A 7590-nucleotide genomic window follows, 5' to 3' on the forward strand; every position below is an offset into this window, starting at 1 on the left:
CCCTAGGGGCACCCCTCCAGAGGAGGGGAATGGGGAAAATTCCCCTCCTCTGGAGGGGTGCCCGTAGGGCGGGGTGGTGGTTGCCTAACATCAGATGCACCCGTTTTCAACTGGACTTAATACCGCTTGACCTTAAACTCATACTGGCGAAACGTATTCGGGTCTAAAGGCGGAAATTTTTGTTTCCAATTGGAGACAATATAAAAATAATTCTTGGCATCTTCTAAACAATATTCATAAATTCTATTAATAATTTCACTGGCATTTTCTTTTTGAGATAGGACCCGCTTGGCATTCCGGCGAATATAAAGGCCATTAATTTGTTTATCAATGTTGATATCCAGATATTCAAATAATCCATTTAATCCGCCGCGATATTGAGATTGTTTGGGGTCATATAAATCTAAAATAGTTAGAGGACTGATGTCGGGTTTTAGTTTCAATGACCTGATTCGCTTCGTTAAACAATATAAATCACTGTTGATAATATTAAAACCCACAAAAATTTTACCTTGCAATAATTGCAGGTCGCTAATAATTTCTTTAACTAAATGCTTTTCTTCTCGATGATTTTCGATTAATTGAATTTTAATATATTGAGACTCATTTGTTTCTAGGATTCGAGTAATTGTATAGCCAAAAATTCTTTGTTGGACCTTGTTTGGCGTGACGTAAACCGGAAAAAATTCTAAATCAATAAAGACTAAATTATGAAGATGGCCCGGATAAAAATTGTTAATGAAATCAGTTTCTAGCCAGAGTTCTTTTTTCCACATGGTAGCCTACAATACAAGAAGATAGTGAATAAGAGATATACTATATCATATAATTCTATCGGGATTTTCAGGGCAACTTACTTAGGCCGATCGCACCAAGGCCCTAGGAAAGTTGAGAGAGTCTGTGGGGTATTAACCAAGAAAGCGAGGATTGGCGCGATCGCCCTGTAACAGTAAAGGTTTTCTAGGAAAATCCGATGCCGGTCCTACGCTTCCTAGGATGCCTGTAGAAAATCACCCTCGTGAAGTTTGACAGTGACAGCAGTGGCAGGCTACAACCGTGGAGACTGTTGGTGTTAAGACGATTATTTTAGGCGATCGCGGGGATTCATGAACTATGTAAATGGATTGGGCCTCAAATTGACTTGGGACGCCTTGTTAAAACAGTTTTCTGCCGATCGCAAACTCGGTAAAAAAATCTTATTTAATTTAGTCAGTACCTATTCTCATCCCCAACGATATTATCATAACCTCGGACATATTCAGTTCATGATGGAAATCCTCGACCGAATGAAACCTCTAGCAAAGGATTTCCCCGCTATTTATTTATCCACCTGGTTTCATGATGTCATTTATGACCCCACCGCCTCTGATAATGAGGAAAAAAGTGCCGAATATGCCGGGGAAATCTTACCCACATTAAACATTCCCGCCTCAACCATTGCCGCCACCCAAACCATGATTCTCAAGACGAAACATCATGAAGCGGCAGAGAATGAATTGGATACACAGATTCTTCTCGATGCAGATTGGGCAATTTTGGCGACCGAACCGACGGAATATCAGTTTTACACCCAGGCGATTCGTCGAGAATTTGTAGCCTATTCTGAAGCCGATTATCGCCGGGGGAGAACCCAATTTTTGAAAGGACTCTTAAAGCGCGATCGCCTCTATTTTACTCCCCTAATGTTTGAGGAACAAGAGGCGATCGCCCGCCGTAACTTAGAACAAGAAATCCAAACCCTTTCCTGGTAGGGTCAGCCGTCCCAACCCTACCCGGATCAACCTTACAAATATTTCTGCAAAATCACCTTTAATTTATCCTTAATCCGAGGCGGCACTCGTTCCATTGGCGTTAAAATCGCATATTTCAACGCCGAATGTGCCTTACTTTCCGGGGAATTTTTGCCCAATCGCCTCACCACTTCTTGGATTACTTTCTCGGCATTGGCGGCATTAGCATGGAGGTGTTCCAATATCATCTCTACGGTCACACTATCATGCATCGGATGCCAACAGTCATAATCCGTCACCAAGGCCAAAGTTGCATAAGCAATTTCCGCTTCCCGGGCCAATTTTGCCTCGGTTAAATTAGTCATCCCAATGATACTCGCCCCCCAACTGCGATACAGATTAGATTCAGCTTGAGTGGAAAACGCCGGCCCTTCCATACAGACATAAGTTCCGCCGCGATGCAGATTAACCTCCGGTAAATTCAAACTGGCAACCGCATCAGAGAGGATTTCTGCGAGGCGATCGCAAACGGGTTCCCCAAAGGCAATATGGGCAACAATACCCTCACCAAAAAAGCTAGACATCCGATGTTGAGTGCGATCGATAAACTGATCCGGAACCACCATATCCAGCGGTTTCACCTCCTCCTTCAACGAACCCACCGCCGAGGCCGAAATAATATAGTCCACCCCTAATTTTTTCAGGGCATAAATATTAGCCCGAAACGGAATTTCCGAAGGCATCAGACTATGGTGACGACCATGACGGGCTAAAAAAGCCACCCGGGTGCCCTCTAAAGTCCCGATAATCGCCGCATCCGAAGGAGAACCAAAGGGGGTATTCATCGGCACTTCTTCAATATCTTTAAGCGCCTCCATTTCATAGAGTCCGCTTCCCCCAATAATACCGATTTTAACGGGTTCCATTGTATCCTAATTCCTCTATTGTTTCACAACAAAGCCCGCTAATGCGGGCTAATCTTAATGAATTTTAAGTTAAATTGGGTTGGTTCTTAAGCATTCGTTCCCTCTTTCACAAAATGCCCGATCGCACTCGAAACCAACGATAACACGAGTGCTCCAATGATAGCCGGAAAAAAGCCATTCACCGCAAACCCTGGGGTAAGATATCCCACCAGGGCGAGGGTGATGCCATTAATCACCAACAAAAATAACCCCAAAGTCAAAATCGTTAAAGGTAACGTCAAAAGCACCAGAATCGGTTTGACAATGGCATTAATCAATCCCATTAAAATAGCAGCAAGAGCAGCAGATGAAAACCCAGCAACATAGATACCGGGAACAACATAGGCCGTAATCAGCAGAGAAATGGCCGCAACCAACCAAGTAATGATAAAACCGAGCATAAGTCTGTTTCCAGGGTCACTTCACCTTAAATTGTAACCACAGATTTGCCAATTTCGCCCCAAAATGCAGTACCCTGAGCTATAGACCTTGCTGGGTTACTGTAAAAAAACCTTGACAAATCCCGTTATGAACTTGCGACACTTGGCTGCTGCTGCCTTAGCTATCCTGCTCTTATTCATGCCCTTACCCGCATTAGCGCAGGCTTATAAATACTATCCGCCTCCGCTTTCCTATAGCAATGCCCAACTTTCCGGGAAAGACTTTTCAGGGCAGTTCTTGCGGACCGCAGAGTTTTCTAATGCGGATTTACAATTTACCAATTTCTCAAATGTTCAGGCAGAGGGGGCCATTTTTAGCCTTTCCATGATGAAAGAGGCGAATTTTCATGGGGCGGATTTGACCAATTCTATGCTGGAATGGACCAACTTAACCAATGCCGATTTCACCGATGCGGTGTTAGTCGAGGCGCTGTTTCTCGGGGCGAATGTCAAGAAGATGAAAATTACAGGTGCAGACTTCACCGATGCCATTTTAGATGGGGCGCAAGTCAAGCAACTCTGTGAAACTGCCAGTGGCGTCAATCCAAAAACCGGGGTTGATACTCGTGAATCCCTCGGCTGCCGGTAACCTATCCTCGTGACGAAAGTTGCAACACCCGGCGGGGGATCAATCCCCCGCCTAACAGCTTAAGTCGGTTGAAACCGACTGAAAGTCTTATTGGACAATGTTTTTAGTTAGTTTTTAACCCACGGTAGGGATTTATCTCCCGCCGGAGTTGGGAAGGTGGCAAAATGTCAGTTTCAACCGCCTGAAAGTCTTAGGAGGTAATGTTTGTAGTCGGTTTTAACCGACTTTAGCTATTAGGCGGGGGTTTCAACCCCCGCCGGTTGTTGCCTCAGAACGAGGGATTGGGTTAGGATTCCCCTAGAATTTTGGCGGCCGCGGCGACACCGGCACCGACTTGGGCTGTTGCCTTACCGAGTTCTTGCAAGGCGGCTTCTAGGGCAGCAATGGCGGTGAGGATGTCGCGATCGCTGACAAATCCTAAATGTCCAATCCGGAAGATTTCTCCCTTGAGGTGGTCTTGTCCTCCAGCCATCACAATATCAAACCGTTTCTTGACAATAGACCGAATTTGTTCCGCATCCGAAGTCACGACAGCGGTAATCGATCGCGCTGCTGCATGATCCGGCGCATAGAGTTTTAATCCCATTGCCGTTGCTGCCGCACGAGTGGCCTTCATTTGCCGTTCGTGGCGCTTGAAGATATTTTCTAACCCTTCCTGCTTCATCATCCGCAGGGTGGTTTGCAAGGCAAAAATTAGGTTAATTGGGGGGGTAAATGGACTGCTATTTTTATCCGTGGCTTTCTTGTATTTGCCCAAATCCAGATAAAATTTCGGCAGTTTAGCCGTTTTGTAGGCGGACCATGCTTTGGCGCTGACGGCGACAAATCCCAGTCCCGGGGGAATCATAAAGCCTTTTTGTGACCCCGAGGCGACTACATCGAGTCCCCAAGCGTCAAACGGCACATTCATCGCCCCTAAACTGGTGACTGCATCAACGATAATTAATGCCTCACCGTGAGCTTTAACGTGACGATTGATGGTTTCTAGGTCATTGACAACCCCAGTGGACGTTTCGCTGTGAGTGACGATGACGGCTTTAATTTCTTTGTTGGTATCCGCTTCCAGCTTTTGCCGGAATTGCTCAGGGTCCAAAGCTTGTCCCCATTCAGCGGTGATGGGGTCTACGGTGAGGTTATAGGCTTTGGCAACGAACGCCCAGCGTTCACCAAATTTACCATTGCTCGCGACAATGACGCGATCGCCTGGACTCAGGAAGTTAATGATTCCCGCTTCCATCGCGCCAGTCCCCGACGCCGTAAGCATCAAGACATCGCTTTGAGTTTGGTGCAGCCATTTCAAATTTTCCGTCACCTCGGCGATGACTGCCTCAAATTCTTTGCTACGGTGGCCTATGGGATGTTTTGCCAAGGCTCTCAATGCTTGTTCTGGCACCGGAGTGGGGCCAGGAATCATTAGCATCAGCTTGTCGTCCATGAAATCTAGTCCTAATGCAATTAAATTTAAGTTTGAGGAGTTCCGATAGATGCCTCCCGTAAGGCTCTGTACCGGCGAGTGCTGTTGCTGAATGCGCTTTCACCCGAATCTTTGATTCTACTGGTTTACTGTCCTCAATGCAAGAGCTTTTGCTTACTCAGCAGGGGCAGAATTTCCAGGAGTCTTAGCCGCCGCCACTTCATTAAGGGACCAGCGGTGTTCTACGGGCATATTTTCGCGCTGACACCGAGACTCTAGCTGCTTCTGTTGGCTTTGGGCTTTTCTGAGGGTTACAATCAGTTGTTGCACCTGTTCCCTGGCGGAGGGATTCTGATTCACCGCATAGAGGGTTTGCCGTTCCAACAGTTGCAGAAGCAGTTCATAGTGAATGGGGGAAGGAAGAGGAATGGGTTCCATAATTGCGGCGGCGGTCTCCTGTAAATGGATGCTCAATTCCTAGGGAATCAGGCATTGCATTGTTTTAGTATAGAACCTGACAGGTCTTGAAGGGCGATCGGGCCGAGGAATGGATTACTCGGTTGGGGAGGGGAGACCTAACCCCCCAACCCCCTTCCCTCCGAGGGAAGGGGGAGCCGGAAAGCCCCTCCCCTCAGAGGGGAGGGGTTTGGGGAGAGGTCTCTTTAAGCCCCCCCAGGAATCAATTACTCGGGAAAAATAGCAGCGAGGGCTTCCCCAGGGTCCGGTTGTTTCATTAAGGCTTCCCCAATCAATACGGCTTTGGCACCCGCATCGGCCACCCGTTTGAGGTCATCGGGGGTATGCAGTCCGGATTCGCTAACCATGAGGATGTTTTCCAGGCGATCGCGCCGTTGTTCCAGCAGTTGACAGGTGGTGGCTAAATCTACGGTAAAATCTTCGAGGTTGCGATTATTAATGCCAATTAAAGTAACCCCATCCAAGGCTAAAACTCGGTCCAATTCTTCTAAGGTATGTACTTCAATTAGGGGAGTTACTCCTAATGTTTTGGCAATTTTAATAAAATACTGCAAGTCTTTGTCAGAGAGGATTGCAGCAATCAGTAAGATAGCATCCGCCCCATTAACCCGTGCCAAATAAATCTGATAGGGATAGATGATAAAATCTTTACAAAGTAAGGGTAAATCGACAACTTCGCGGACGGCTTTGAGGTAGTCAAAACTGCCTTGAAAGAATTTACTATCGGTGAGGACTGATAGACAAGCGGCGCCGCCTTTCTGGTAAGATTGGGCGATCTCCACCGGGTCGAAGTCTTCGCGGATGACCCCTTTGCTGGGAGAGGCTTTTTTAATTTCAGCGATCGCCGCCGGTTGTTTAGATGCCGACACCAAGGCACCCAGAAAATCCTTCGGTGCAGGGACTGCCTGGAGGAGTTTTTGTAACTCTAGCAAAGGCTGGCGATCTCGCCATGCATCCACTTCTATTTCTTTATGCCAAACGATTTCTTCGAGAATATGTCGGGGTTCAGCATCAGGAACCTGGATTTGATAGCGCATCGACTTGACGCCTACAGCAGGATTCGGAGGACGGCGGCGAATATTTGGCATGGGGTTAGAATCAATCAACAGAAATAACAGCAGGTTGAGGAAAGAATTTCGGCAGGGATTTAAACCAGCACCCCTAGAGACCTGACCCGGCCAGTCTCTACCTCAGTAGTAAAGATTTAACCACAAAAGCGATCGTTAGAAACCGACTCCGAGGAGAGGCAGTTAGGTAAATCACTCAATTCAGGGGGTGGAGTGAATCAATTCCTCAATTAAACTAACTGGAACGCGATCGCCATCCGTCCCAACCGTTTGAGAATCTGTAACACATCATAGAGTTGATTTCGCCGAGGCAGCAGAGAAAATACACTCGATAATTCATATTGGGGAAATTCTTGATGTTGCAGTTTCACAAAAATAAAATTTCCCCCATTCGTCACCATGCCAAAAACCGGGCGTTGGGGATTCGGATGAGCCAGCATATAAGCTAAAGTTTGCGGTAAAGCCATTTCTAAGGAAAAACTGGTTTCCTTAGATTCAATCACCACCACCCACAGCCTTTCCAACAGAACCAACGCATCAATCCGACCCCGATAAATAATATCATCTTGTTCAGCCGTAATTTGCACAGTCGGTTCAGTGGTAAACCGAAAGGGCGGCTCAAAAAATCCCGCCAAATCCAGCAGGGGTGACAACACAATTAATTTAATCGTTTCTTCTCCCAGTTGACCCTCAGAAAGTTGGTAAAAGTATTTTTGCTGAATCCCATCAAGGGTTTGTTGCTCCGAGGCAGTCATACTATGATCCAGGTTTAACCACTCCTGGAAAAATTGGTCATCGGTAGTACGCTGGAGATTAAATTGGGTTTGCAGTTGGCTGAAGGTTTTAACAGTGCGCTCTATGGGTAAAGTTTGGGTCATAATTTGAAGGGGGAGAGCAATAATTAGGCG

Annotated in this window: 9 protein-coding genes; 2 read left to right on the plus strand and 7 right to left on the minus strand. The window is 46.6% G+C overall.

The genetic code is table 11. The features are described from left to right. Nucleotides 1–116: 116 nt before the first annotated feature. Complete coding sequence (locus J0895_RS05035) at nucleotides 117–776, minus strand: ribonuclease H-like domain-containing protein (RefSeq protein ID WP_207087027.1); 660 nt, start codon at nucleotides 774–776, stop codon at nucleotides 117–119. A 330-nt stretch (nucleotides 777–1106) separates the two neighbouring features. Here J0895_RS05035 and J0895_RS05040 point away from each other — a divergent pair, with 330 nt between their 5' ends. Next, nucleotides 1107–1751 (plus strand): HD domain-containing protein, encoded by a 645-nt coding sequence (locus J0895_RS05040; RefSeq protein WP_207087028.1) that lies wholly within the window; start codon nucleotides 1107–1109, stop codon nucleotides 1749–1751. Between the two features lie 32 nt (nucleotides 1752–1783). Here J0895_RS05040 and J0895_RS05045 read toward each other — a convergent pair whose 3' ends face one another. Together J0895_RS05045 and J0895_RS05050 are read right to left on the minus strand one after the other, a co-directional pair. Beyond that, nucleotides 1784–2656 carry an S-methyl-5'-thioadenosine phosphorylase gene (locus tag J0895_RS05045; RefSeq protein WP_207087029.1) on the minus strand — a complete coding sequence of 291 codons (873 nt, stop codon included), beginning with the start codon at nucleotides 2654–2656 and terminating at the stop codon, nucleotides 1784–1786. An 86-nt stretch (nucleotides 2657–2742) separates the two neighbouring features. Next, nucleotides 2743–3096, minus strand: coding sequence for a phage holin family protein (locus J0895_RS05050; RefSeq protein ID WP_207087030.1), 354 nt, complete (start codon nucleotides 3094–3096; stop codon nucleotides 2743–2745). 112 nt (nucleotides 3097–3208) lie between these two features. Here J0895_RS05050 and J0895_RS05055 point away from each other — a divergent pair, with 112 nt between their 5' ends. Continuing rightward, nucleotides 3209–3724, plus strand: coding sequence for a pentapeptide repeat-containing protein (locus J0895_RS05055; RefSeq protein WP_340643452.1), 516 nt, complete (start codon nucleotides 3209–3211; stop codon nucleotides 3722–3724). Between the two features lie 286 nt (nucleotides 3725–4010). Here the strand turns inward: J0895_RS05055 and J0895_RS05060 are convergent, their stop codons facing one another. The 4 genes from J0895_RS05060 to J0895_RS05075 form a co-directional block, all read right to left on the minus strand. Next, complete coding sequence (locus tag J0895_RS05060) at nucleotides 4011–5159, minus strand: pyridoxal-phosphate-dependent aminotransferase family protein (RefSeq protein WP_207087031.1); 1149 nt, start codon at nucleotides 5157–5159, stop codon at nucleotides 4011–4013. A gap of 153 nt (nucleotides 5160–5312) precedes the next feature. Continuing rightward, nucleotides 5313–5576 (minus strand): DUF5340 domain-containing protein, encoded by a 264-nt coding sequence (locus J0895_RS05065; protein WP_207087032.1) that lies wholly within the window; start codon nucleotides 5574–5576, stop codon nucleotides 5313–5315. A gap of 245 nt (nucleotides 5577–5821) precedes the next feature. After that, entirely contained in the window at nucleotides 5822–6703 is an 882-nt protein-coding gene (trpC, locus tag J0895_RS05070) for an indole-3-glycerol phosphate synthase TrpC (RefSeq protein WP_207087033.1), read from the minus strand. Nucleotides 6704–6912: 209 nt separating this feature from the next. Then, on the minus strand, nucleotides 6913–7590 hold a 678-nt coding region (locus J0895_RS05075), incomplete at its 5' end, for a type I restriction endonuclease (RefSeq protein WP_340643453.1).

This window comes from Phormidium pseudopriestleyi FRX01, from assembly GCF_017313335.1.
GTDB classification, from domain to species: domain Bacteria; phylum Cyanobacteriota; class Cyanobacteriia; order Cyanobacteriales; family Laspinemataceae; genus Laspinema; species Laspinema pseudopriestleyi.

Coding starts and splice junctions, on each gene's coding strand:
- trpC (WP_207087033.1), bottom strand. CDS start 6,703: ATGCCAAATATTCGCCGCCGTCCTCCGAATCCTGCTGTAGGCGTCAAG.
- J0895_RS05050 (WP_207087030.1), bottom strand. CDS start 3,096: ATGCTCGGTTTTATCATTACTTGGTTGGTTGCGGCCATTTCTCTGCTG.
- J0895_RS05065 (WP_207087032.1), bottom strand. CDS start 5,576: ATGGAACCCATTCCTCTTCCTTCCCCCATTCACTATGAACTGCTTCTG.
- J0895_RS05040 (WP_207087028.1), top strand. CDS start 1,107: ATGAACTATGTAAATGGATTGGGCCTCAAATTGACTTGGGACGCCTTG.
- J0895_RS05035 (WP_207087027.1), bottom strand. CDS start 776: ATGTGGAAAAAAGAACTCTGGCTAGAAACTGATTTCATTAACAATTTT.
- J0895_RS05060 (WP_207087031.1), bottom strand. CDS start 5,159: ATGGACGACAAGCTGATGCTAATGATTCCTGGCCCCACTCCGGTGCCA.
- J0895_RS05045 (WP_207087029.1), bottom strand. CDS start 2,656: ATGGAACCCGTTAAAATCGGTATTATTGGGGGAAGCGGACTCTATGAA.